The organism is Pseudomonas koreensis, assembly GCF_025447595.1.
Taxonomy (GTDB): Bacteria; Pseudomonadota; Gammaproteobacteria; order Pseudomonadales; family Pseudomonadaceae; genus Aquipseudomonas; species Aquipseudomonas koreensis_H.
The window spans coordinates 278,246-300,399 of sequence record NZ_JAOEJU010000003.1 but is presented as its reverse complement, the minus strand read 5'-3'; the positions used below and the strand labels follow the sequence as shown (position 1 = coordinate 300,399).

The window sequence follows — 22,154 nt, the reverse complement described above, 5'->3', positions numbered from 1 at the left end:
TCAGGTTTGGAGGGGCCCGCACGCGGGGTGCGGGCCCGGGATGGATCAGAACGGACGCAGCGGGAGGAACTTGCCGTCGAGGGTGACCACGGCGCGGGAACCGCCTTCAGGGTCTTCGACTTTCTTGATGTCGAGCTTGAAGTTGATCGCGCTGATGATGCCGTCGCCGAACTGTTCGTGAACCAGGGCTTTGAGGGTGGTGCCGTAGATCTGGATCATCTCGTGGAAGCGGTAGATGGTCGGGTCGGTCGGCACACCGTCGAGGCTGCCGCGCAGCGGGATGATTTGCAGGGCGGCGACGTCTTCGGCGCTCAGCTCAAGCTTGTCGCCGACCACTTCGGCCGCGGCTTTCGGCAGTGGATGCTGGCCGAGAAGGGCGGCGGTGACATAGGCCAGGCTCAGGCCGGTGCCGTCGGCCAGATCCTGCCACGACAGGTTTTTCTGAGCCTTGGCATCCAGGGCGCGGGTGGTCAGGGCGATGCGGCTGTCGTTGTAGGCTTGGGATTGCATGGTGCTTCTCCTTTCGGGGTTGGCTTGCTGTGTGGGATTCATCTTCTGCCGATTGATCCATAGCGTCCAAGACCGATATACAATGCAAAGCATAAGCACTGCCTATAGATGGAGCGTCCCATGCTGCTGCGACATTTGCGATACCTGCTGGCCGTGGCCGATCACGGCGGCTTCACCCGGGCGGCCGAGGCGCTGCACGTGTCGCAGCCGACCCTGTCGCAACAGATCCGCCAACTGGAAGAAAGCCTCGGGGTGGATCTGTTCGATCGCACCTCGCGCTCGGTCAAACCCACTGATGCCGGTCAGGCCTATATCGAGTGCGCACGGCGGGTGCTGGTTGAGCTGGAGGCGGGCAAGCGCGCGTTGCATGACGTGAAAGATCTGTCCCGAGGCTCGTTGCGGCTGGCCATGACGCCGACGTTCATGGCGTACCTGGTCGGGCCTTTGGTGCGCGATTACGTGATTCGGTATCCGGGGATTCACCTGGAGATTTTCGAATTGTCGATGGATGACATCGAGGGCGGGCTGGCGGATGACTCGCTGGATATCGCGATTGCCTTCACGCCGGTACGCAATCCGGACATTGAGTGCATTCCGGCGTTTGTCGAGATATTGGGGGTGATGGTCGGGCGTGAGCATCCGTTGTATGACAGCGATTCAGTGCTGACGCCGGGTGACATCGCGCAGCTGGATTTTGCCTTGCTGGCGCCGGACTTCATCACGCGAGTATCGATTGACGAATATTTCCGTCAGCACGGGATTACTCCCAAAGTGCAGATCGAGGTGAATTCTGTAAGCACGTTGCTGGAAGTGATCCGGCATGCGCCGATCGCGACCATGTTGCCGGAAGCGATTGCGACCGAGGATCGGGCACTGCGCCGGTTGTGTGTCGAGAGCGAGGCGCCGCAGCGGGGAGCGGCGTTGTTGCGGCGCCAGAACAACTATCACAGTGCGGCGGCGGAGGCGTTCATGAAGCTGGTACTTGAAACTCGTTTATGAGCATTGTTTGCGAGCAATAAAAAGGGCCTGCTTCGTTTCCGAAGCAGGCCCTTTGTCTAGTGAAGTTTTAACTTAGCAGAACCGATCAATCACCCGAACTTCGTTGTTGTTCTGCATCGAGTCCCACGCCTGTTTCAGCGTTTGCAGAACATTACCGATGAAGTCCTTGTCGGCTGCGGCTTTCTTGCCGACATAGCCGTGGCCGCGGCGGTACATCTTCAGGCGGGCCAGCAGGTTCTGGTTGTTCCGGTCGAACTCTTCTTCACCAGCATGGGGCGACAGGCAGTCGATATGGACCTGACCCGACTTGCTGATCCACAGAATATGGCTGTCGTGGCTGTCTTTTTGCGCAGCGAACATACGAGCCAGTTCTTCGATAGTAGGTTGATTGTTCAGATTCATGATATTGCCCCTTGACCAGTCTGGTGATCTTTCAAAGTTGATTCGCTAATACAGGTAGCCCATCGGTTAGTTGATCCCTGGCACCGGAACCAGGACGTCAGCGGTCGCCCGTGTGAAGTACGGGGTCATGCGTCTGTTGCATGTAGTCGTGTTGAATAACTGCTACGCAATAGCGTCACAACGAGGAGAAGCAGCGAAAACCGGGAGGCTCCTTGACGACGTTTTCAGGGTCGACCACAAGCGTCTTGAGAATTTTCGCCAGCGCTTCTCGTCCTTGTACTGGACGTTCAGGCCAGGTCAGCTTCTTCAATCTGCCTTGTGGGCAGCGTGTATCCGGAAAAAACAGCTCGGCGGTCAGACGAGCTTGCTCAAGCGTGTTGCCAGTGCTCCCGATCGGGGAGACGTCTGCATCATGCAAAAGCAAAACGACGCCGTCAACGGTTTTGTAGTGATTATTTTTGGTCACTACATATTGTCGGACAAAGTCATTCTGGAATGAAAAAAGCGGCGTTCAGGCAGCGGGAGAAAGGCTGCGCAGGCAGTAGAACGTGCAGGGATAGCCGTCCACTGTTTTGGTCTGGCGGGTAAAGTCGCCGCCGCTCAGCTCGGGGATGAGCCGGGCCCAGAATCGCTGTGCAGGCAGGTTGGCGTCGACATGGAAAATCTGCCATCGACCGGGCAAGTGGCTCAAGAGGGCAGAGGCGACAAACTGCGCGACACCTTGGCCACGCCAGCGTCGGCTGACGAAGAAGTAGCCGATGTTGTAGTCGGCGCCTTCGATGAGGAGGTGGTCATCCACGGTCACGAATCCCGCCAGTTCGCCGTCCACATGGATCAGGAATGGCTGGGTCGCCGGCTGGCGCCAGTAATCGTCTTTCAACTGGATCGGGAAGAAACCATGCCCGCCAAGCTTCAGCGGCAGCCACTCGCTGAAGTCATAGGTGTAGAACTGCATCAGGTTCTCGAGGGTTTCCAGTTCGTCGCGCCGGGCGATGCGCAGTTCGATGACAGACATGCCGCTGCCTCCTGACCATCACTGCAGAAACAGTAGCGCGCAGCGGGCTATTTGGCTGCCGGTTTCGCCGAGCGCTTGCTGGTTCCGGTGGTTTTGCGCCGAGTGGTCTTGCGCTTGTTCTTCCACGGCGCAGCGGCCTTGCCGGAAGGCGGCGGACCGCTGATGGTCAGGCTCAGCCCGGCACAACGGGTCACTTGCTTGCTCATCCACGCCGCCTGTTTGGTGACGAACTCTTCCAGACTCATCTCGCCACTCTGCACCATGTCCAGCGCCTGTTCCCAGATCCCGGTGGTGCCGGGGTCGGCAATCGCGCGCGGTACGGCGTCGATCAGGCTGAACGCGGCGGGCGTGGCGGACAGCGCCTTGCCGTTCTTCACCAGATAACCGCGATCCAGCAACCCTTGAATGATCGAGGCGCGGGTGGCTTCGGTGCCGATGCCGGTGGTGTCCTTGAGTTTCTGCTTGAGCAGTGGATCTTCCACCAGTTTGGCGACGTTCTTCATCGCCTTGATCAGGTCCCCCTCGGTGTAGGGCTTGGGTGGCTGTGTCCAAAGGTCCTTGAGCTTCACGTCCGCCACGGCGCATTCGGCACCTTGGGTCAGTTTCGGTAGCGTCTGTGGCGCGGGGGCTTCACGACCCTTGGCCGGGGCCAGCGCTTCGGGCAACGCGCGTTTCCAGCCCGGCTCGATGATCTGCTTGCCAACCGCCCGCAAGGCTTCCCCGGCGCAATCGAAATCGGCCTGGGTGCGGTCGTATTCGTGATTGGGCAGGAACTGCGCCAGATACCGCGCGCGAATCAGCGTGTAGACCGCGCGGTGCTTGCCGGTCAGGCGTTCCAGATTCTTTGCGGCAGCGGTCGGGATGATGCCGTGGTGAGCGCTGACCTTGGCGTCGTTCCAGGCGCGGGAGCGGCGTTGCGGCTCCAGATGCTCGCGAAGCGCTTCGAGGCTCGGGTCGGCCTGACGCAGCGCCGCAAGAATCCCCGGTGCCTCGCTGTGCTGGCTCAGGGGCAGGTAGCCGCAATCGCTGCGCGGGTAGGTGATGACTTTGTAGGTTTCGTAGAGGGCCTGGGCGATGTCGAGGGTTTCCTGGGCGCCAAGGCCGAGCTTCTTCGAGCAGACTTCCTGCAAGGTGCCCAGATCGAAAGGCAGGGGCGCCACTTCGCGCATGCGCTCGGTGCGCAGCTTGACCACCCGGGCGCTGGCAGCGCTGCTGATTGCGGCGGCCGCTTGCTGGGCGAGGGCCTGATTGAGGCAGCGATCCTGATCGTCACAGGCATCCCCCGGTGCACGCCATTGCGCGGTGAACGGCGTGTCGTTGTGCAGCAGTTGCACATCGATGGCCCAGTACGCCACCGGCACGAAATCGGCGATGCTGCGGTCGCGATCCACCACCAGCCGCAACGTTGGCGTCTGTACCCGGCCCACCGGCAATACGCCTTGATAGCCCGATTGCCGGCCGAGCAGGGTGAACAGGCGACTCATGTTCATCCCGATCAGCCAGTCCGCCCGCGAGCGCCCCAGTGCCGAGTGATACAGGCTGAAGGTTTCAGCCCCCGGTTTGAGCGCCGCCAACGCCTTGCGGATCGAAGCTTCGTCCAGCGCCGACAGCCACAAGCGCCGGATCGGCCCACGATAGCGGCAATGCTCCACCAGCTCGCGGGCGATCATTTCGCCCTCACGGTCGGCGTCGGTGGCGATGATCAACTCGCTGGCCTCACCGAGCAGGCGTTTGACCGCCTTGTACTGGCTGGCGGTACGCGGCTTGACGGTCATTTTCCATTTGTCCGGGATGATCGGCAGGTCGGCCAGCACCCAGCGCTTGTATTTGGCGTCGTAGGCGTCCGGCGGGGCGGTTTCCAGCAAGTGGCCGATGCACCAGGTCACCGTGACGTCCGTTCCCAGCCAGCAGCCGTCGCCCCGACGCTTTGCGCCGAGCACGGCCGCAATATCCTTGGCCTGGGAAGGTTTTTCACAGAGGTACAGCCGCATAACCACCGTCGTCGATCATTACCCGAAGAGGCGCACAGGATGGCCTGACTCGGGCGATCGGGCAACTTTTATCTGTATGGATATACAGATAAAAAGATTGCCGGTCATGACAGTCCGCGTCGGGGCAAACCGGGACGCTATCGAGAAATTGATTAGCGCCCCCGTTGGCGGCTGTGGCAGGTTCAATCTGCCTAACAGGGCGAGTGACAGGACGATCTCGCCAGAAGATCGCCGTTTTTCTGTCTGACACTGACTTTTTAGAAACAAGGACGTACACCATGTCTCAACCTTCCTCCCAGGCCAGCAGCGCCTTCACCGCCGTCGACACTTTCAGTCACCTGTATGACCGTGGCACCGGGACCGTCAACGGCAAACCGTCGTTCACCGCCGACCAGGCTGCCGACGAAATCCTGCGCAAGGGCATGTCGTGGCAGGACAAGAATGCCGACGGCAAGATTGATCTGACCTACACGTTCCTGACCGACAAACCGTCGAACTACAACCCCAAACTTGGCAACTTCAGCGAGTTCAGCGCCCAGCAGAAAGCGCAGGCCGTGCTGGCGATGCAATCGTGGTCGGACGTGGCCAACGTGACCTTCACCGAAGGCAAGGGTGGCGACGGTCACATGACCTTCGGCAACTACGACGTCAGCACCGGCGGCGCCGCGTTCGCCTATCTGCCGCAGGGCAGCAGCTACGACGGCCAGTCGTGGTACCTGATCAACGATCAGTACCAGGTCAACAAGACCCCGGACACCAACAACTACGGGCGTCAGACGCTGACCCACGAAATCGGCCACACCCTCGGCCTGTCGCACCCGGGCGCCTACAACGCCGGCAATGGCAACCCGACCTACGGTGACGCCAAATACGCCGAAGACACCCGTGGCTATAGCCTGATGAGCTACTGGAGCGAAGCCAACACCGACCAGAACTTCAGCAAGGACGGCAGTGGCGCCTACGCCTCGGCACCGTTGATGGACGACATCGTCGCGGTGCAGAAACTCTATGGTGCCAACTTCGAAACCCGCGCCGATGACACCGTGTACGGCTTCAACTCCAACGCCGATCGCGATTTCTACAGCGCCACGTCGAACACGTCGAAAGTGGTGTTCTCGGTGTGGGACGGCGGCGGCAACGACACGCTGGATTTCTCCGGTTTCAGCCAGAACCAGAAGATCAACCTCAACGAAGGCTCGTTCTCCGATGTCGGCGGTCTGGTGGGCAACGTGTCCATCGCTCACGGCGTGACCGTGGAAAATGCCATTGGCGGCTCGGGCAATGACCTGCTGATCGGCAACGCGGCGGCCAACGACCTGATTGGCGGTGCCGGCAACGACATCATTTATGGCGGTGGCGGCGGTGATTCGTTGTGGGGCGGTGAAGGCGCAGACACCTTCGTGTTCGGCGCGGCCAGCGACTCGACCATGAGCGCTCCGGACTGGATCATGGATTTCACCAGCGGCCTGGACAAGATCGACCTGTCGGGCATCGCCGGGTTCGCCACCGGCGCGGCCTCGCTGAATTTCGTCAGCGGCTTCACCGGGCACGCGGGCGATGCGATCCTCACTTACTTCGAACAGACCAACCAGACCAGCCTGATGATCGACCTGACCGGCCAGGGCTCGGTGGACTTCGCAGTCGGTGTGGTGGGGCAGGCCGTGGCGACCGATATCGTCGCGTGATCTGAAAACGGAAAACCGCAGCCTTCGCCGGCTGCGGTTTTTTATGGGCGGATAAAACCGTTCGGCTGCGAACCCGACGAGATCCGGCCGCATGGGTTATACCTGAAGCGCTCCCTTCGCTGCTGTCAGGAGAAACCGATGAAAACCTCCGGTCCCAGTCCCGTCATCACCATTGCCGAGCAGCCAGGCTGCCTGCTGGTGAAATTCCATGGCATACAAGTCGCCGCCTCGGCCCGAGCACTGGTGCTGCTCGAAGCCAACTACCCGCCGGTCTACTACATCCCCCGCGAAGACATCGACGAAAAATACTTTGCCCGCACCGACCACACGAGTTATTGCCCGTACAAGGGCGACGCCAATTATTTCAGTTTGCAAGTGCCCGGGCATGAGGGCGCGAACGCGGTGTGGACGTACGAACAACCGAAGATCTCGGTCAGCCAGATCAAGGATTACGTTGCGTTCTATCCCGATCAAGTGAAGTTTGAATTGCTGGACGTGGAGGTCTGACCCCCGGGCTTTCTACCCAGCCTTGCAGGTGGGCTTCGAAGTGGAACTCGAACTATTGTGGCGAGGGAGCTTGCTCCCGCTCGGCGGCGCAGCCGTCGCAAACCATGCAATCCTGGTCAGCGCAATTGCATCTTTGAGGCCGCTTCGCGACCCAGCGGGAGCAAGCTCCCTCGCCACGGGTGATGACTTTCAGTGTTCGTGCTGACTTCGCCTCTCAGTTCTTGTCGAGATCAATATTCTTCGTCTCACGCAGACAGATCATCCCCACCACCAGGCTCACCCCGGTAATCAGCACCGGGTACCACAGCCCATAGAAAATATCCCCGGTGTACACCACCAGCGCAAACGACACAGTCGGCAGGAAACCTCCGAACCAGCCGTTGCCGATGTGATACGGCAGAGACATCGAGGTGTAGCGGATGCGGGTCGGGAACAGTTCGACCATCAGCGCCGCGAGCGGGCCGTAGCACATGGCGGAAATGATGATCAGGCCGACGATCAGGGCCACGATCATCGGTTTGTTGATCTGCTGCATGTCAGCCTGTTGCGGGTAGCCGGCGAGGGTGATGGCGCCGCGCAGTGCCGCCTCGTCGAAGCCGTCGAGTTTCACATCGCCGACGCTGACTTGCACCGCGCTGCCCGCCGGGGCGGCGACGCTGGAGTAGGGCAGGCCTTGCTTGACCAGGAAGGTCTTGACCTTGTCGCACGGGCTGTCGAATTTGGCCTTGCCCACCGGATCGAACTGGAAGGTGCAGGTAGCCGGGTCGGCTACCACGGTGATCGGTGCCTGTTGGCTGGCATGGTCGATGGCCGGGTTGGCGTAGTGGGCCAGGGACTTGAAGATCGGGAAGTACAGTGCCGTGGCCAGCAGCAGGCCGAGCATCAGCACCGGTTTGCGCCCGACCTTGTCCGACAGCCAGCCGAAAAAGATAAAGAACGGCGCGCCGATCACCACGCTGATGATCAGCAGACTGTTGGCCACCGCCGGGTCCATTTTCAGGAACTGGGTGAGGAAGAACAGCACGTAGAACTGCGCCGCGTAGAAGGTCACCGCTTGCCCGGCGTTGATGCTGAACAGGGCGATCAGCACGACCTTGAGGTTTTCCCATTTGCCGAAGGATTCGCGGATCGGCGCCTTGCTGGTTTTGCCTTCCTCTTTCATTTTCAGATACGCCGGCGACTCGTGCAGGCTCAGGCGAATCCAGGTGGAAATCCCCAGCAGCACGATCGACAGCAGGAACGGAATGCGCCAGCCCCAGACTTCGAACTGGTCACCGGTGAAGTAGCGACAGCCGAGCACCACCAGCAGCGACAGCAGCAGACCGAGGGTCGCGGTGGATTGAATCCAGCTGGTGTGGAAGCCGCGCTTGCCGATCGGCGCGTGTTCTGCCACGTAAGTTGCGGCGCCGCCGTATTCGCCGCCGAGGGCCAGGCCCTGAAGCATGCGCAGTATCACCAGAATGATCGGTGCGGCGATGCCAATGCTGGCATAGGTCGGCAGTAGGCCCACGGCGAAGGTCGCCACGCCCATCAGAATGATGGTCGCAAGGAACGTGTATTTGCGCCCGATCATGTCCCCCAACCGACCGAACACCAGCGCCCCGAACGGCCGCACGATAAAGCCTGCGGCAAACGCCATCAGCGCGAAGATGAACGCCGTTGTGTCGTTGACCCCGGCGAAAAACTGCTTGCTGATGACCGACGCCAGGGCGCCGTAGAGAAAGAAGTCATACCACTCGAACACCGTCCCCAAAGACGAGGCGAAGATGACCTTGCGGGTATCGGGGCTGGCGTCCGTGCTGCTCGCGGCGTCCAGCGGCTGAACGTGTTCTGACATATCGGTATCCCTCACAGTGATTGTTTTTGTTGTTTCCACTGGTGTTGCGTGTCCGGGTGATGCGCGATGTCCTTGAATCTGATGCGGGTCATTTGTGGGAGGGAGCTTGCTCCCGAAGGCGGTGTGCCATTCAACTCACTGCTGAATGATCCGCCGCTTTCGCGGGCAAGCCCGCTCCCACAGGGATCGGTGTCGCTTGTAAAGCGTTGAGGATCAGCTGTGCCGCTTTTTCAGCAATCATCAGCGTAGGCGAACAAGTGTTGCCGGAGGTAATGCGCGGCATGATCGACGCGTCGGCAATCCGCAGCCCCGGCACGCCATGTACCCGCAACTGAGCATCGACCACCGCGTCCGCGTCGTTGCCCATCCTGCAAGTGCCGACCGGATGGAAAATCGTCGTGCCGATCTTCGCCGCCGCTTCGTGCAGTTGTTCTTCGGTTTGCAGGCTCGCGCCGGGCAGGTATTCCTCCGGGTTGAAGGCTTGCAGGGCGGGAGCGCTGACGATACGCCGGGTGAGGCGAATCGCGTCGGCGGCCACGCGCAGGTCTTCGGGATGGCTGAGGTAGTTGGGCTGGATCAGCGGGGCTGCTTGCGGATCGGCGGAGCGGATCTCGACCCGGCCCCGGCTCTGCGGTCGCAAATCACACACCGACGCGGTGAACGCAGGGAAGCTGTGCAGCGGTTCGCCAAAGCGCTCCAGCGACAGCGGCTGCACGTGGTATTCGAGATTGGCCGAGGTCTGTTCCGGCCCGGAACGGGCAAACGCGCCTAGCTGACTCGGCGCCATCGACAACGGCCCGCTGCGGTCGTACAGATAACGCAGGCCCATGCCCATCTTGCCCCACACGCTGCCGGCGATCTGGTTGAGGGTGCGGGCGTTTTCCAGTTTGTAGATCAGCCGCAATTGCAGGTGATCCTGCAGATTGCTGCCGACGCCCGGCAGCTCATGCGAGACGCCGATGCCGAGCTTTTCCAGCAGCGGACGCGGCCCGATTCCGGAGCGTTGCAGAATGCTCGGCGAGCCAACGGAGCCGGCGCATAACACGATCTCCTTGCGCGCCTTGAAGCTCTTCTGTTGACCCTGCCAACGGGCGCTGACCTTCGAGGCGCGGCCGTCCTCGAACAGCACGCGATCAACCTCGACTTCGGTGAGCACCGTGAGATTGGCCCGATCGCGAATCGGCTTCAGAAACGCCTTCGCCGCATTCCAGCGCACCCCGGCCCTCTGATTGACCTGAAAGTAGCCGCAACCTTCGTTGTCGCCCTGGTTGAAGTCATCGATGCTGGCGATTCCGCTCTGTTCGGCAGCGCTGCGGAAGGCATCGAGAATCGGCCATGACAGGCGCTGGCGTTCGACTCGCCACTCACCCTTGTCGCCATGAAAGTCCGCCGCGCCGGCAAAGTGATTTTCGCTCTGTTTGAACAGCGGCAGCACGTCATTCCAGGCCCAGCCCGGATTGCCTTCGGCGGCCCAGCTGTCGTAATCGTTGGCCTGGCCGCGCATGTAGATCATGCCGTTGATCGACGAACAACCGCCCAGCACCTTGCCGCGCGGATAACTCAGCGCACGGCCATTGAGACCCGGTTGTTCTTCGGTCTTGAAGCACCAGTCGGTGCGCGGGTTGCCGATGCAGAACAGGTAACCCACGGGGATGTGAATCCACGGATAGTTGTCGCGCCCGCCGGCTTCCAGCAACAGCACGTGCTGCTGCGGATCCGCCGACAGTCGATTGGCCAGCAAACACCCGGCCGGCCCGGCGCCGACCACGATGTAATCGAATTCATCGAGGGAAGTCTGCATTCCCTGACCTCGCTTATTGTTTTTGTTGTCGGTCATCCTAGTTGTTAGCTTTCGTCAAAAGAATGTTAGTTTTTGCGCAGCCGCTGTGCGTTTTCAAACAGCGCTCCCTGACGATAGCCGACAAGGACAAGCCATGTTCGACTGGAACGACCTGCGGTTCTTTCTTGAGTTGCAACGTAGCGGCAGACTGCTCACCGCCGCCCGCCGCCTGAACACCACCCACGCCACCGTCGCCCGGCATATCGAGGCCATCGAAAAAAGCCTCGGCACCGCGCTGTTCGTGCAACACGCACAGGGCTACGAAATGACTCCGGCGGGGGAAGCGTTGCTTAAACATGCCGAAGCCATGGAAAACGTCGCGCTGCTCGCTCAGGAAGAAATCACCCAATCGACGGCACCGTTGGGCAAGATCCGCGTCGGCGTAACGGAAGGGCTGGGCATCATGTTTTTGGCCAGTCGCATGATCGGGTTGTTCGAGCGCTATCCGGGACTGGAAGTGGAACTGGTGGCGGTGCCGCGCTTCGTCAGCATCCTCAACCGCGAGGCGGAAATCAGCATTCACCTGGAACGGCCGGCGGCGGACATGCTGGTTACCCGCAAACTCACCGATTACCGACTCGCGCTCTATGCCAGCCGCGCCTATCTCGACAATTCGCCGCCGCTGCGCAGTCGCGAAGATCTTGGACGGCATGCGTGGATCGGGTACGTCGATGATTTGCTGTTCAGTCAGGAGCTGATGTTTCTCAACAGCTTCTGCCGCAATCCACGGGTGGTGTTTCACAGCACCAGCGTGATCGCCCAGCAGCAGGCGGCGCGTTCCGGACTCGGTATCGCGGTTCTCCCTTGTTACATGGCCGCGTCGGACCCGGATCTGGTGGCGTTGCTTCCGGATGAGAGTATCGAGCGCAGTTACTGGATCAGCACGCGGCGGGAGTTGCACAAGTCGGTCAGACTTCGAGTCGTCTGGGATTATGTCGTGGGCCTTTGCGAAGGCGAACGCCAGTTGTTGATGGGTTAGAAGGGAGCGCTGGTCACTTCAGAAGCTGCCGATACTCTTTGGCGGAGTCTTGCTGAAGGCGAGCACTACGTGATTATCAGAGCCAGGCTGCCACATTTGTACATAGGTTGGATCGGTCTCGTTCCGAACGATACATTTCCATGCCACGTCATCACCGGGTTTCGCACTGGTGAAGGTTATCGTGCCGGTCCATGACGGATAGGAAGTGGGGGCGAGTTTTACGGCTTTGGCCGGATCCCAGCTGCCTAACTCGGGCTGCGCGCCCACCACATAGACGCTGTAACCCTGTGTTGTAAGGCCGTTATCGCACTGAAAAGCCACATAGAGGGTGTATGGGAAGGTGGCGCTCTGTGCAGCACTGAGCAGGCTCAGCATTGCCAGCAAGAGAACGCCTTGTGGCAGTAGATGACGAATCCGGAACATGTTGAACGCCTCGGTTCACTGTCGTTGAGGTCAGCGTAAACTGGGCCAGACGGCAAGTAACCTGACAGAACTGACAGTTCTTTAGAGCGCTTGGCGATAGTGTCACCAGGATCTCGTCAATTCTTCTGCAATGCACTGCCTTTGGGGCAAATTCGCCCCGCCAATCCATGCAACTAAAACGCCCGGCAAAAGGTCATTCGATTTGCGGAGGTTGAGTCATCTCGCAGAACCTCGACAACGAAGACGTTACCCGTGGCCACTCACCTCGATCGCCGCAATAGCCTGTCCCTCGACAGCCTGAATTTCTTCCTCGCCGACGTGCGTGACGGGCTCGGTCCCTATCTGGCGATCTACCTGCTGGCGGTTCACCACTGGGAGCCGGCGAGCATTGGTCTGGTGATGACCATTGCCGGGATCGCCGCGCTCATTACGCAGACACCGGCAGGCGCGCTGGTCGACAGCACACGCTTCAAACGGGCGCTGATAGCGATTGCCGCGTTGGTGGTCACCGGAAGCTGTCTGCTGCTGCCGTTTGTGACGTCGTTCAGTCTGGTGGCGCTGACGCAAGCCATCAGCGCCGCTGCTGCTTCGATTTTCGCGCCGGCCATTTGTGCGATCACCCTCGGCATTGCCGGGCCTCGTGCCTTCACGCGAAGGACCGGACGCAACGAAACCTTCAATCACGCGGGCAACGCTTGCGCCGCGTTGTTGGCCGGTTTGTCCGCGTACCTGTTCGGCCCGGTCGCGGTGTTTTATCTGATGGCAGTGATGGCGTTGGCCAGCGTGATTGCCGTTTCGTTCGTATCGGCCGACGCGATTGACCACGATCTCGCCCGAGGTCTGGAGCCCAGCGCAACGGGGCAGGGCAAGCAGCCTTCGGGCTTGTCCGTGTTGCTCACCAACCGACCGCTGCTGATGTTCGCGATTTGCTGTGCGCTGTTTCATCTGGCGAACGCGGCGATGTTGCCGCTGGTGAGTCAGAAACTGGCCCAGGCCAATCTGCAGATGGCCACGCCACTCACGTCCGCCTGCATCGTCGCGGCGCAACTGGTGATGGTGCCGGTTGCGCTGCTGGTGGGAGCGAAGGCCGATCTGTGGGGACGCAAACCGTTGCTGCTGGCGGGGTTTCTGATCCTGCCGTTGCGCGGCATGTTGTATGTGCTGTCTAACGACCCGTGGTGGCTGGTTTCGGTGCAGTTGCTCGATGGCATTGGCGCGGGGATTTTCGGCGCGCTGTTTCCGGTGGTGGTGAAAGACCTGACGCTGGGCACCGGGCATTTCAATGTCAGCCTTGGGGCGATTTCGACGGTGTTCGGTTTGGGCGCAGCGTTGAGCAACAGCCTGGCGGGGATTGTGGTTCAGGAGGCGGGGTACAGCGCTGCATTCCTGACCTTGGCGGGGGTGGCCATGGCGGCGCTGGTGCTGCTTTGGGTGGCGGTGCCGGAGACGGTATCGCGGTCTGGTGTTGAACCCGCCGGGATGCAAACTCCCGTGCCGCCGGTCATTGCGCCCTGACGTCCTGGCATGTCTGTACTGGACTGCGTGAATGTTCTGGCCTTCAATCTGTGGGTCATGAAATTCCATCGCAAACAGGGAGCTTGCAGCATGAGCGAAGACGCAAAAGTAAAAGGCCCGGCATCCTACTTTCCTTCAATCGAAAAGAAGTACGGCCAACCCATCGACCACTGGCTGAACCTGCTCGCCAGCATCACCGACAAAAAACACATGGAGCTGGTCGCCTGGCTCAAGACCGAGCACGGAATGGGCCACGGGCATGCGAACGCGCTGGTCGCCCATCATTTGGCCAGTGGCAAGAAGTAAGGGCACACGTGATGGGCCGCCCCCACTAACGCTTGTGCATCGGCTTGCTTCAGCCCTGACAGATTGATATTCAGGTCGATAACCAAGCCAAAGCCGCTCGCGCGCTAGTGGTGCGTTTCCCTTTCAGGCAACGGCCTGAATCGGGCTGATCGCTCGTTGCTGCCAGGCTTTCGGTGACATGCCTTCGGCTTTCACAAATGTGCGGCAGAAGTGAGATTGATCGCAGAAGCCGCATTCCAGTGCGATCTCTGTCAGCAGCATCGTGGAATCCTTCAATAGCGCTCTGCTTTTCATGACCCGCTGTTCACGCAGCCATTGCTGCGGGGACATCCTGGTACTTTCCTTGAACATGCGGGAGAAGTGGCTGCGCGACAATGCGCAGGCTTCGGCCAGTTCAGTCACGGTAATACCGGAATCCAGCCTCTCCAGCATCAGTTGTTTGGCCGTTCTGATCTGCCAGGGTTTGAGCTGTCCTGTCAAAGCCAGTGTGAGAGTCGCCACCACGGTAGATTTGTCCATGATCATACACATCCCTGAACGCTGAAGGCCATCTGAGGCGGGTGGTCGATGAAGATCAGTCGGCTCGTGAGTGGAGTCAGGACTTCAGTTTCAGGATTGTTCATTGTTGTTTCCTTTCGGCTCGATGCTGTTCAGTCGCACAGGTCTCGGGTCCCTCAAGTATCCCCGTAGCCACGAGTGCGCTCCCCAGCGTCATTGCTGAGGGCGAGCAAAAGATAACGAAACAAAATGTTTATCGGTGGGGCATTTATGCGCTCCTTTGGGCTCATTTATGCGCCATCGGAGGCGTGATTTCATTGCTAGCATTCGCCCACTCATACGGATCAGCCCGATCCTTGATGTGCAGGAGAATGCAATGGCAGCTTCACAACCGTTCGACAAGCAGACCGCCTACTGGGGCGTCCCCTGGGAAGAAGCCTATGGCTATCCGCAGGCAAGGCGGGTAGGAAACGAGATCTACGTGTCAGGTCAATTCAACCATGATGAGGAAGGAAATCTGGTCGCCCCGGCGCCGCTGGACGCCGACGGCAAGCCTAGTGATTTCTCTTCGATGGGAGAGCAGATGCGAGTCTCTTACGACAACATTTCGAAGTTGCTCGCCTTGTATGGCGCAACCCTGCAAGACGTCGTCGAGGAAACGCTCTACGTGCTGGACATGGATGCTGCGTTCGCGGTTGTCGGCAAAGTGCGCAAGGCGGCCTATGGCACTGAGCGACCCCAGTGCGCGAGCAACATCATTGGAGTGTCGAGACTTGCCCAGCGTCCGCAGCTGATCGAGATCGTGTGCAAGGCCGTGATCGGCGCCCGAAACATCTGAGCGACACTCCCGGTTTCGATCTAGGTGACCGGGAGTACCAACTGCCCCTCGACCAAGGGCTTCTGACTGGCCACGGCAGCGGCGCAGAAGGTCATGAATGCCTTGACTCGCCAGGATTTTCGAATGTCCTGGTGAGTCAGCAGCCACAACTCATCCTGAAGTTCAGGCACCACCGGACCGGCGCGTACCAACCCTGGGGTGGTGTCGCCCAGCATGCAGGGAAGGAATCCAAATCCCAGACCCGCCGCGATCGCAGCACTTGCCGCCGCAACGGAATCGGTGCGGTACGCTATGCGCTCGGCAGCGACCCTGCTTTCGACATAACTTGTCGCCCTCAAACCGCAGAGCGCTGCGGAGTAGGACACCCATGCCTGGCCCTCTTCGAATAGCGGCGAGGCGGTCATTTGTCTGGCAGAGCAGTAAGGTGCCCAGGCAATGTTTGCCAGTTTGCGGCCCACCAGGCTTTCCGCGGGTTTTCTTGTCGCCCGAATGGCGATATCCGATTCATCGCGGGCGAGGCTGAGGGTTTCATTTCCTACCAGCACCTCGATGGTGATCCCCTCATTGAGTGCCTTGAAGTCCGCGATGATGGGGGTGAAAAAATACAGCAACAACGAATCGCTGGTAGTAATTCGAAGTTTTCCGAGGGGGCCCTGGCCCGCACGTGAAACACGCCGCGTGACACTGACAATATCCAGCTCCACTCGCTCGGCGAGCGCCCGCAATTCAGCACCCTCGGCGGTGAGCAGATACCCTGATTTGCGGTGATCGAACAGCGCGACGCCGAGCGTGCGCTCAACTTGAGTCACCCGGCGCGAAACGGTGGATACATTGATGCCAAGCTTCTTGGCCGTAGCCGCACGATTGCCGCAGTCACTGAGCGTCTTGATGATGCGCAAGTCGTCCCACGAGAGCTGATTGGCAGCCTCGCTAGCGTCCCACTTCGTTCCGTCAGGGGTAGCCAGAGCTTTTTCAGTTGGCGATTTCACACAGTTCGTTCCAGATGCGAAGGCGCTGATGATACGAGAAGAGGTTGGGTGAAGCAGCCACTTGTTCCGGCGACAGGTTGAAAACGATTTTTGCGCTGGCTGCCATGGGCCTGATCGCGCCATCGGTTTGACCGTCCGGGTTGCGCTTACTACGCTGCTGTTCATGGAAGTTTCATCTCGCGCGACAAGGAGTCGTCGTCATGCATGCAGCCATTCGTTCGTCCTTCATTCTGTCCGTTTTCCTGCCTCTGACGTTCGGCGCGGTCGCAGCTCCCGCACAGCTCGACCCGGTCGAAACCGTCAACCGCATCAACCGCAACTACAACACCCTCAAAGATGCCTGCCAGGAGCCCGACACCGGCGCCGCTCGCGGGCTCTATTACTGCAGCGGCGTGACGTTGCGCATGGTCAACGACGGGCCGTTCAACCCGTGGGACTACAGCCCTTACGCGATCAAGATTGGCGCGACGTCCTACTCGTGGATCCGCAAGGACCTGAGCACCCGCATCCTCATTCACCCGGCCGGTTTCATCCTGCGCAATCCCACTGATGCGGTGGCGTTGAAATTGCCGGTCAAGGAGCAAGGTTTCACTTGCATCTACGCCTTCGATGGCGGCACCGGGCCCGAGCGCAAGTGGTATGGCTGCGGCTTTTTCGACAGCCGCGAGCCGCCGCGCAACGCTCAGGGAACGATGAACAACAAAAACGCCGCGCTGGCTTATGGCACCTGCGCGGAAGCCGGCGTGACCACCGCCGAACAGTGGACCAACAAGTACACCGGCCTGATGAAAGGGCCGATCCAGTACGGCCAGTGCTCCTGGAACGCAGAAAAGCCCAGCGACTGGAATGCGATGATCCGCGTCCACGAATCGCGGGTGAACACCACCAACAAAGACCCCTTCGCCTTCAGTGCGCAGGTCAACGAATTCATGCTGAAGAACGCTTCGTCGACCAACGACGGCAGCGAAAACATGAAGTACATCGATGCCTTCATCTACAACGTCAACAGCACGCAGAACTTCGCCACCCGCGGCGATCAGGCGCCGCCGAAACCGGAAAACGGCTTGAACAGTGCGCGCAACTTCCAGAAGAAACTCCAGGCTCAGGGGTACAGCGTGCCGGTCCTGCGCCTGGACTTCACCAAACCACCGGAGCAGCGTTTCAGCTACGTCGCGGCGGATCAGGCGATTGATCTGGCAGCCGCTGGCAACGGGCAAACCACGCCGGCTCCGGCGCCTCGCTACATCGCCTCGGCCAACTGGGTCGAACGCCACGACCCCGGCACAGGCAAGAACGAGTGGACCCTGAATGTCACGCCCACCGCTCAGGGCAAGGCGATTCAGGTCAGCGATCAGGAGGCTCTGTACAAAGAGTTGTTCGCGCTGCGCGGTGCCGACAGCCAGTGGCGCGATAACGAAAAATCCGCCGGCAGCATGCGTCAGCAACTGAGCTGCCTGGTGCAGAACTACCCCGGCAAGACCGAGTGGAATCTGGAGCCGTTTCGCCCCGTGGTCACCCCTCAGGAAGCGGCGAAAGCCGGTTGCAACCCGCTGCCGGTCAAGGCGCCGCAATACATTGCATCTGCCGACTGGGTCAAACGCTACGACCCGGGCACCCGTCAGGATGAATGGACCTTGAGCGTCGTGCCGACAGCCGCCGGACGTGCCTTGCCCAACGAGCAGATCGACGCCTTGTACCAGCAGTTGTTCGCCCTCAGAGGCGCCGATGGCAACTGGCGTGACAACGAGAAATCCGCCGGCAGCATGCGCCAGCAATTGAATTGCGTACTGGTGAATTACCGCGCCAAGACGCCGTGGAATCTTGAACCGTTCCGGCCTGCGCTCTCGGACAGCGAAACTCGTGCGGCAGGTTGCAACCCGGTTCCGCGTTAAGCCCGCCCGATGCAGCAGGACGTCGCATCGGGTTGAGCAGGGAAGGTCAGAAGCACCATCAGGGAGAAACACGTCATGAAAGAGCGCTGGAACAGGATCGTCCCGTTACTCGCAGTTCCATTGTTTCTGCACGCGACATCGGCCAGTGCCGAGTCCTGTGAAGAAACCCTCAAGCGCGTTGAAGGCTTGTACAACAACACCGTCGCCAGTTGTGGCAAAGACCCGGCGTCGGACTGCTCCGGATTGTTGATCCGGGGCACCCACCGAGCCGATCCGGCGAAAGGGCAGAAGTGGGATGTCTGGAACCCCAGCCCCAAAGCCGTAGAGCTGGGTACGTTTGCTGCGTCCTACATGCGTGCCGACAACATCAGCTACGAAGACCCCGGCATGAGCACGCAGAACGGCTACATCATCACCCCGGTCGATATGGTGCGCGATCCCGAAAATCCGGTGCATGTTTACTGCGCATTTCCCAACGATGCCTGGACTGACTTTCGCGATGATCGCGGCTGCGGCAACAACAAAAACACCAGCCCGACCGAAGCGGTCTGCCAGGCCATGGCGCCGCCGATCACCAACGTCAACGCGTGGGTCGCGCACTTCACCAAGTTCAACAACAACCGTCAGCAGGATCAGCTGCAATGCGGCTTCAACATGCGCAACCCGATGAGTAGCCAGGATCGGGTCACAGCGTTCCAGAACTTCATGGGTGCCCGGCGCGTCATCAACACCCGCGAGTTCCAGACCCAGACCGAACTGCGCCTGGGCAACCCGAAAACCGATGAGCTGCCAATCCTGGCGTTTTTCTACAGCGACTCCCGGGGTTTGAACGATGCGCTGGCCAACCAGCGCGACTACAAAAACAAAACCGGCAAGGACCGCAATATCGTCAAGATCGACTTCCCGAGAACCCCGACCGCCAAGGCCACGTTCTCGTGCATCCAGACGGCAGCGCCACCGGCGCAACAGTTCTGCGACAAGTACATCGAGTCCAGCACCTGGGTCCAACGGGACGACCCGAAACTCGGGCCGGAAACCTGGTCACTGGAAGTCGTGCCCACCGCCTGCGGTCGCACGATCAAGGATGACCAGACCGACCGCATGTTTGCCGAGCTGTACAACAAACACAAAAACGACGAGCAATGGCGCCAGTACAGCGTCAACGGCGGGTCATTGCGTCGGCAGCTGGTTTGTCATCTGGCAGCGACGTTTGATGGCAAGCCTGTGAGGAACAAGCCGGAGTGGAACCTTGAACCGGCGCGGCCGTATGTGGATCAGGCGACGGCGGTGGCGCAGCGGTGTAATCCGTACTGAGGTTTTTTTGCGATGAAGTCCGGTCTGCTGATGCCGTGGGTGTCGGCAGACCGTTCTGTTTTCCGCTGGTCAATCAGCGTATTGACATATCGAATAATCTCGATATTCTCGCCGCATGGACCTGATCGAAGTATTCAAAGCACTCTCAAACCCGGTACGGCTTGAAATCCTGAAAGGCTTGAAAGACCCCGTAAAGAATTTCCCCCCGCAGGATGAGGGCGACGTTCACACGGTGGGCGTGTGTGTGAGCAGTATTCAAGAGGGCATCGGACTCTCGCAGTCAACGGTGTCCGGTTATCTTGCAACGCTGCAGCGCGTGGGCTTGGTTGAAGTCAGGCGCATCGGTCAGTGGACCTATTACAAGCGCAATGAAGCCAACATCAGCGCTTTGGCCGAGGTCATAGGGAAAGAGCTGTAAAAAAATTTACCGCATGATATCGAGATATCTCGATATCCCTTATTGTCGATACGAGGATTTACCATGAAAGCGATGCTGCTTGAATCATTTGGCAACCCGGAATCGTTCACACTCTGCGACGTACCCAAGCCCGTGCCGGAAGCGGGACAGGTGCTGGTCCGGGTACACGCCACCTCGATCAATCCATTGGATTACCAGGTCCGACGCGGCGACTATCCGGACTTGGTGCAACTGCCAGCCATCACCGGACATGATGTCTCCGGCGTAGTCGAAGCGGTCGGCCCCGGCGTGACGGCTTTCGCCCCCGGAGACGAAGTCTGGTACACGCCGCAAATCTTCGACGGCCCCGGCAGCTATGCCGAATACCACGTGGCGTCCGCCAGCATCATCGGCAAAAAGCCTTCCTCGCTGAGCCATCTCGAAGCGGCCAGTCTGAGCCTGGTGGGCGGGACGGCGTGGGAAGCCCTGATCGTGCGGGCAGCGCTCAGAGTGGGGGAGAGCATTCTGATCCACGGCGGCGCGGGAGGCGTCGGACACGTCGCCATCCAGCTCGCCAAGGCGATGGGCGCCAAAGTGTTCACCACCGCGCGCGAAGCAAACGCCGAGTTCGTCCGGCGCATGGGCGCCGATGTGATCATCGACTACGAAAAGGACGACTACGTCGACGCCATCTTGCGGGAAACCAATGGCCTCGGAGTGGACGTGGTGTTCGACACCATCGGCGGCGACACCCTGTCGCGCAGCCCAGATGCTCTTGCACAACTTGGCCGCGTGGTCTCGATCGTCGACATCGCCCAGCCACAAAACCTCGTTCAGGCCTGGGGCAAGAACGCGAGTTATCACTTCGTTTTTACTCGCCAGAACCGCGGCAAGCTCGATGAGTTGAGTGCCCTGGTGGAACGCGGTCAACTGCGACCATATGTTGGTGCGGTGTATTCGCTTGCGGAGATTTCGCTTGCCCATGCGCGGCTGGAGAGTCGTGACAATGGTCTTCAAGGGAAAATTGCGATTGCGGTCGAACCGTCGCTTCGGGCGGGTTCTGTGGGGGATGCGTCATGATTTATGAGATCGCTTTGTTGCCTGTTCACGCGGAACGTGTTGATGAGTTCCGGCGTGCATTTGCCGAGGTTGCGCCTCTACTTCGCCGCGCGAATGGGTATGGCGGGCACATGCTTGCGCAGGGGATTGAAACGCCGGAGCGGTTCAATTTGATCGTGCGGTGGGAGTCGCTTGAGGCTCACACGGATTTTGAGGCGGGGGAGGATCACAGGGTCTTTATGTTGGGGTTGGAGGGGTATTTTTCGGAGGAGCCGCAGGTTTATCACATTGAGGGGGCGGCTTTTACTGCGGGTGAAGATGATGGGGGGCTTTGGCCCCGAAACTGAAACACGCTTTTGTGACGAGGGAGGGCCGGACTGGGCGACAGTCCGGCTTTTGTCCGGAGTTAAACGTGGTGCGCATGGGGTGTTTAAATCAGTCCTACTGTCACGCCCGGATGCCCACAGTGCCTTGCGCCGTCCCCTACACCTAAGACAGAATCCGCCGGCTTGTGCGTCTGGACCTCCGACCGTAACTTGATTCCCGTCACTGCCCATCAGTGATCGGGTCTGCAAGCCCGCCGGAAAAACCAGTCGCACAGCCTGCCAAAAGGACGCTCGTTCGCGTCCGCTCAATGGCGGCTTTGTGCGGGAGACCCTTGGGTCTGCCGGGTGCCTGGTTTCCCGGTCTTGCAGACCCGCACATGGCTGCCACCCATCATCTGCAAGTGATGCTGGTAGCTCCTAATCAAAATCAGGAGTTTCACCATGATCAAACCTACACCGAATCCCCCGGAAACCGATCCGGTTTCCCCCTACAAATTCCCCGATTCCCGAACCCTGAACGAGGCAGCCGAACGCGCGCTCGACCATTACCTCACTCCGCAGCAACGGGTCATGGGGAGTCATCACAAACACGATCCGATGTACCTGGCCAATCCGGCGTATGACACCGAATCACTGCTCGCCAATGCCAGCGAATCCCTAGGTTCGGCCAGCGAAATGCTCAACAACTTTGCCGCTACGCTGGAGCCCGCTCACCGTAAGACCGCGATAGGGATTGCGCAGATTATGATGCTCGGGGAATTGGCGGTGAATCAGGCGTTGGATAACGTCGAACTGAAAACTTAAGGCTGTACTTCAGTAAAAAGGGAGCAGA

The 22,154-nt window shown here is 59.9% G+C and carries 23 protein-coding genes and 1 pseudogene; 14 read left to right on the top strand and 10 right to left on the bottom strand.

Annotated features, from left to right (window positions below; genetic code table 11):
* Positions 1 to 45: 45 nt before the first annotated feature.
* Complete coding sequence (gene cynS, locus N8H71_RS07155; RefSeq protein WP_011334741.1) at positions 46 to 510, bottom strand: cyanase; 465 nt, start codon at positions 508 to 510, stop codon at positions 46 to 48.
* Between the two features lie 120 nt (positions 511 to 630).
* Between cynS and cynR the strand changes: the two genes are divergently transcribed.
* Positions 631 to 1,509, top strand: coding sequence for a transcriptional regulator CynR (cynR, locus tag N8H71_RS07150; protein ID WP_262193446.1), 879 nt, complete (start codon positions 631 to 633; stop codon positions 1,507 to 1,509).
* Between the two features lie 72 nt (positions 1,510 to 1,581).
* Here cynR and N8H71_RS07145 read toward each other — a convergent pair whose 3' ends face one another.
* The gene (locus N8H71_RS07145; protein WP_011334739.1) at positions 1,582 to 1,911 is read right to left on the bottom strand and encodes a hypothetical protein; all 330 of its coding nucleotides are present in this window, start codon (positions 1,909 to 1,911) and stop codon (positions 1,582 to 1,584) included.
* 127 nt (positions 1,912 to 2,038) lie between these two features.
* On the opposite strand from N8H71_RS07145, the gene N8H71_RS07140 reads away from it, so the two are divergent.
* Positions 2,039 to 2,410: a hypothetical protein gene (locus N8H71_RS07140; RefSeq protein WP_052026217.1), complete on the top strand. Its 372-nt coding sequence runs from the start codon at positions 2,039 to 2,041 to the stop codon at positions 2,408 to 2,410.
* Positions 2,411 to 2,422: 12 nt separating this feature from the next.
* On the opposite strand, the gene N8H71_RS07135 is transcribed toward N8H71_RS07140, so the two are convergent.
* Both N8H71_RS07135 and N8H71_RS07130 read right to left on the bottom strand, forming a co-directional pair.
* Entirely contained in the window at positions 2,423 to 2,926 is a 504-nt protein-coding gene (locus tag N8H71_RS07135) for a GNAT family N-acetyltransferase (protein ID WP_262193445.1), read from the bottom strand.
* 47 nt (positions 2,927 to 2,973) lie between these two features.
* Positions 2,974 to 4,917: a DNA topoisomerase III gene (locus N8H71_RS07130; RefSeq protein ID WP_262193444.1), complete on the bottom strand. Its 1,944-nt coding sequence runs from the start codon at positions 4,915 to 4,917 to the stop codon at positions 2,974 to 2,976.
* Positions 4,918 to 5,195: 278 nt separating this feature from the next.
* On the opposite strand from N8H71_RS07130, the gene N8H71_RS07125 reads away from it, so the two are divergent.
* Complete coding sequence (locus N8H71_RS07125) at positions 5,196 to 6,602, top strand: serralysin family metalloprotease (protein WP_262193443.1); 1,407 nt, start codon at positions 5,196 to 5,198, stop codon at positions 6,600 to 6,602.
* 138 nt (positions 6,603 to 6,740) lie between these two features.
* Positions 6,741 to 7,109, top strand: coding sequence for a DUF427 domain-containing protein (locus N8H71_RS07120; protein WP_262193442.1), 369 nt, complete (start codon positions 6,741 to 6,743; stop codon positions 7,107 to 7,109).
* A 214-nt stretch (positions 7,110 to 7,323) separates the two neighbouring features.
* Here N8H71_RS07120 and N8H71_RS07115 read toward each other — a convergent pair whose 3' ends face one another.
* The gene (locus N8H71_RS07115) at positions 7,324 to 8,946 is read right to left on the bottom strand and encodes an MFS transporter (protein WP_262193441.1); all 1,623 of its coding nucleotides are present in this window, start codon (positions 8,944 to 8,946) and stop codon (positions 7,324 to 7,326) included.
* Between the two features lie 130 nt (positions 8,947 to 9,076).
* A complete protein-coding gene (locus N8H71_RS07110) occupies positions 9,077 to 10,747 on the bottom strand; it encodes a GMC family oxidoreductase (RefSeq protein ID WP_262193440.1) in 1,671 nt (556 codons plus the stop codon).
* A 133-nt stretch (positions 10,748 to 10,880) separates the two neighbouring features.
* On the opposite strand from N8H71_RS07110, the gene N8H71_RS07105 reads away from it, so the two are divergent.
* Entirely contained in the window at positions 10,881 to 11,765 is an 885-nt protein-coding gene (locus tag N8H71_RS07105; RefSeq protein WP_262193439.1) for a LysR family transcriptional regulator, read from the top strand.
* 18 nt (positions 11,766 to 11,783) lie between these two features.
* On the opposite strand, the gene N8H71_RS07100 is transcribed toward N8H71_RS07105, so the two are convergent.
* A complete protein-coding gene (locus N8H71_RS07100; RefSeq protein WP_262193438.1) occupies positions 11,784 to 12,188 on the bottom strand; it encodes a carbohydrate-binding module family 20 domain-containing protein in 405 nt (134 codons plus the stop codon).
* 252 nt (positions 12,189 to 12,440) lie between these two features.
* Between N8H71_RS07100 and N8H71_RS07095 the strand changes: the two genes are divergently transcribed.
* Positions 12,441 to 13,703, top strand: coding sequence for an MFS transporter (locus tag N8H71_RS07095; protein ID WP_262193437.1), 1,263 nt, complete (start codon positions 12,441 to 12,443; stop codon positions 13,701 to 13,703).
* A gap of 90 nt (positions 13,704 to 13,793) precedes the next feature.
* Positions 13,794 to 14,009 carry a DUF4287 domain-containing protein gene (locus tag N8H71_RS07090; protein ID WP_007950558.1) on the top strand — a complete coding sequence of 72 codons (216 nt, stop codon included), beginning with the start codon at positions 13,794 to 13,796 and terminating at the stop codon, positions 14,007 to 14,009.
* Between the two features lie 123 nt (positions 14,010 to 14,132).
* Here N8H71_RS07090 and N8H71_RS07085 read toward each other — a convergent pair whose 3' ends face one another.
* Positions 14,133 to 14,534 carry a helix-turn-helix domain-containing protein gene (locus N8H71_RS07085; protein ID WP_262193436.1) on the bottom strand — a complete coding sequence of 134 codons (402 nt, stop codon included), beginning with the start codon at positions 14,532 to 14,534 and terminating at the stop codon, positions 14,133 to 14,135.
* Between the two features lie 8 nt (positions 14,535 to 14,542).
* Positions 14,543 to 14,632: pseudogene (locus N8H71_RS07080) on the bottom strand (hydrolase); the annotation flags it as partial.
* A 251-nt stretch (positions 14,633 to 14,883) separates the two neighbouring features.
* Between N8H71_RS07080 and N8H71_RS07075 the strand changes: the two are divergent.
* Positions 14,884 to 15,345 (top strand): RidA family protein, encoded by a 462-nt coding sequence (locus N8H71_RS07075; RefSeq protein WP_262193435.1) that lies wholly within the window; start codon positions 14,884 to 14,886, stop codon positions 15,343 to 15,345.
* Positions 15,346 to 15,365: 20 nt separating this feature from the next.
* On the opposite strand, the gene N8H71_RS07070 is transcribed toward N8H71_RS07075, so the two are convergent.
* Positions 15,366 to 16,334 carry a LysR family transcriptional regulator gene (locus N8H71_RS07070; RefSeq protein ID WP_262193434.1) on the bottom strand — a complete coding sequence of 323 codons (969 nt, stop codon included), beginning with the start codon at positions 16,332 to 16,334 and terminating at the stop codon, positions 15,366 to 15,368.
* 200 nt (positions 16,335 to 16,534) lie between these two features.
* Here N8H71_RS07070 and N8H71_RS07065 point away from each other — a divergent pair, with 200 nt between their 5' ends.
* The 6 genes from N8H71_RS07065 (at position 16,535) to N8H71_RS07040 (ending at position 22,126) form a co-directional block, all read left to right on the top strand.
* The gene (locus N8H71_RS07065) at positions 16,535 to 18,226 is read left to right on the top strand and encodes a DUF2599 domain-containing protein (protein ID WP_262193433.1); all 1,692 of its coding nucleotides are present in this window, start codon (positions 16,535 to 16,537) and stop codon (positions 18,224 to 18,226) included.
* Positions 18,227 to 18,301: 75 nt separating this feature from the next.
* The gene (locus N8H71_RS07060; RefSeq protein WP_262193432.1) at positions 18,302 to 19,540 is read left to right on the top strand and encodes a DUF2599 domain-containing protein; all 1,239 of its coding nucleotides are present in this window, start codon (positions 18,302 to 18,304) and stop codon (positions 19,538 to 19,540) included.
* A gap of 115 nt (positions 19,541 to 19,655) precedes the next feature.
* Positions 19,656 to 19,958 carry an ArsR/SmtB family transcription factor gene (locus N8H71_RS07055; protein WP_007950555.1) on the top strand — a complete coding sequence of 101 codons (303 nt, stop codon included), beginning with the start codon at positions 19,656 to 19,658 and terminating at the stop codon, positions 19,956 to 19,958.
* Positions 19,959 to 20,021: 63 nt separating this feature from the next.
* Positions 20,022 to 21,017, top strand: a complete 996-nt coding sequence (locus N8H71_RS07050; RefSeq protein ID WP_262193431.1) for a zinc-dependent alcohol dehydrogenase family protein — start codon at positions 20,022 to 20,024, stop codon at positions 21,015 to 21,017.
* Positions 21,014 to 21,343: an antibiotic biosynthesis monooxygenase family protein gene (locus N8H71_RS07045; RefSeq protein WP_262193430.1), complete on the top strand. Its 330-nt coding sequence runs from the start codon at positions 21,014 to 21,016 to the stop codon at positions 21,341 to 21,343. Before N8H71_RS07050 ends, N8H71_RS07045 begins: the two co-directional genes overlap by 4 nt.
* A 420-nt stretch (positions 21,344 to 21,763) precedes the next feature.
* Positions 21,764 to 22,126, top strand: coding sequence for a DUF6124 family protein (locus tag N8H71_RS07040; protein WP_262193429.1), 363 nt, complete (start codon positions 21,764 to 21,766; stop codon positions 22,124 to 22,126).
* Positions 22,127 to 22,154 lie beyond the last annotated feature (28 nt).

Bases quoted from the DNA above. Each gene is read 5' to 3' on its own strand.
- N8H71_RS07065 (WP_262193433.1), top strand. From the start codon at position 16,535: ATGCATGCAGCCATTCGTTCGTCCTTCATTCTGTCCGTTTTCCTGCCT.
- N8H71_RS07075 (WP_262193435.1), top strand. From the start codon at position 14,884: ATGGCAGCTTCACAACCGTTCGACAAGCAGACCGCCTACTGGGGCGTC.
- N8H71_RS07105 (WP_262193439.1), top strand. From the start codon at position 10,881: ATGTTCGACTGGAACGACCTGCGGTTCTTTCTTGAGTTGCAACGTAGC.
- N8H71_RS07130 (WP_262193444.1), bottom strand. From the start codon at position 4,917: ATGCGGCTGTACCTCTGTGAAAAACCTTCCCAGGCCAAGGATATTGCG.
- N8H71_RS07045 (WP_262193430.1), top strand. From the start codon at position 21,014: ATGATTTATGAGATCGCTTTGTTGCCTGTTCACGCGGAACGTGTTGAT.
- N8H71_RS07140 (WP_052026217.1), top strand. From the start codon at position 2,039: ATGCGTCTGTTGCATGTAGTCGTGTTGAATAACTGCTACGCAATAGCG.
- N8H71_RS07040 (WP_262193429.1), top strand. From the start codon at position 21,764: ATGATCAAACCTACACCGAATCCCCCGGAAACCGATCCGGTTTCCCCC.
- N8H71_RS07100 (WP_262193438.1), bottom strand. From the start codon at position 12,188: ATGTTCCGGATTCGTCATCTACTGCCACAAGGCGTTCTCTTGCTGGCA.
- N8H71_RS07055 (WP_007950555.1), top strand. From the start codon at position 19,656: ATGGACCTGATCGAAGTATTCAAAGCACTCTCAAACCCGGTACGGCTT.
- N8H71_RS07120 (WP_262193442.1), top strand. From the start codon at position 6,741: ATGAAAACCTCCGGTCCCAGTCCCGTCATCACCATTGCCGAGCAGCCA.
- N8H71_RS07060 (WP_262193432.1), top strand. From the start codon at position 18,302: ATGAAAGAGCGCTGGAACAGGATCGTCCCGTTACTCGCAGTTCCATTG.
- N8H71_RS07050 (WP_262193431.1), top strand. From the start codon at position 20,022: ATGAAAGCGATGCTGCTTGAATCATTTGGCAACCCGGAATCGTTCACA.
- N8H71_RS07115 (WP_262193441.1), bottom strand. From the start codon at position 8,946: ATGTCAGAACACGTTCAGCCGCTGGACGCCGCGAGCAGCACGGACGCC.
- cynR (WP_262193446.1), top strand. From the start codon at position 631: ATGCTGCTGCGACATTTGCGATACCTGCTGGCCGTGGCCGATCACGGC.
- N8H71_RS07125 (WP_262193443.1), top strand. From the start codon at position 5,196: ATGTCTCAACCTTCCTCCCAGGCCAGCAGCGCCTTCACCGCCGTCGAC.
- N8H71_RS07090 (WP_007950558.1), top strand. From the start codon at position 13,794: ATGAGCGAAGACGCAAAAGTAAAAGGCCCGGCATCCTACTTTCCTTCA.
- N8H71_RS07145 (WP_011334739.1), bottom strand. From the start codon at position 1,911: ATGAATCTGAACAATCAACCTACTATCGAAGAACTGGCTCGTATGTTC.
- cynS (WP_011334741.1), bottom strand. From the start codon at position 510: ATGCAATCCCAAGCCTACAACGACAGCCGCATCGCCCTGACCACCCGC.
- N8H71_RS07135 (WP_262193445.1), bottom strand. From the start codon at position 2,926: ATGTCTGTCATCGAACTGCGCATCGCCCGGCGCGACGAACTGGAAACC.
- N8H71_RS07110 (WP_262193440.1), bottom strand. From the start codon at position 10,747: ATGCAGACTTCCCTCGATGAATTCGATTACATCGTGGTCGGCGCCGGG.
- N8H71_RS07085 (WP_262193436.1), bottom strand. From the start codon at position 14,534: ATGATCATGGACAAATCTACCGTGGTGGCGACTCTCACACTGGCTTTG.